1 rRNA gene is annotated in these 330 nt (G+C 50.0%); it reads right to left on the bottom strand.

Annotated elements, in window-relative coordinates:
- Positions 1-330 (bottom strand): 23S ribosomal RNA (locus EFBL_RS01235); the annotation flags it as partial.

Here is a 330-nt window from a genome sequence, read left to right as displayed (position 1 = left end):
TTCGCTACTTATACCGGCATTCTCACTTCTGTACACTCCACCAGTCCTTCCGGTCTGACTTCCATGCGTACAGAACGCTCCCCTACCACAGATCGATCATCACCCTAGATTCGTGGTGTCCAGGTTTGATCGGAGGATTTTGTACGAATGCTTTTCATGGAACCAACGGATCGCATTCGTCCCAAAATGTAACTCCCGCCTTCAAGTTCACCATGAGATCCACGGTGATGATCGATCTATCCATAGCTTCGGTGTCCGGTTTGAGCCCCGTTACATTTTCCGCGCAGCGTCACTCGACCAGTGAGCTATTACGCACTCTTTAAATGGTGG

The organism is Effusibacillus lacus (assembly GCF_002335525.1).
GTDB classification, from domain to species: domain Bacteria; phylum Bacillota; class Bacilli; order Tumebacillales; family Effusibacillaceae; genus Effusibacillus; species Effusibacillus lacus.
Note: the sequence above shows the minus strand (reverse complement) of the source record. Positions and strands in the feature narration are given on the sequence as shown.